Below are 266 nucleotides of genomic sequence, written 5' to 3' on the forward strand. Positions count from 1 at the left end.
CTCACGTCATCGTGGGAGTGATCCATTCGACAAAATGGAATCGATGATTGAAACAATATGTCGATTTCGTTATAATTGAAACAATGTGTCTACAGACTGAAACAGATCGAAAGATTGACTAAAGGTGGTACAAGATATGAATACGATTGCAGTCATCGGCAAGGTGTTTGTCGATATTAAAGGGACTTCCTTCGCACCGCTCCACAAAGATGCGAAGAATGTCGGCGACATCACTTTTTCCAATGGCGGAACAGGTCGAAACGTTG

The 266-nt window shown here is 42.5% G+C and carries 1 pseudogene; it reads left to right on the forward strand.

The annotated features are described in order from the left end of the window. Positions 1 to 136: 136 nt before the first annotated feature. Positions 137 to 266, forward strand: a pseudogene (locus AC2Q9J_RS18040) (ribokinase); the annotation flags it as partial.

It is taken from the genome of Planococcus sp. RAB007_Raresut (genome assembly GCF_057369535.1).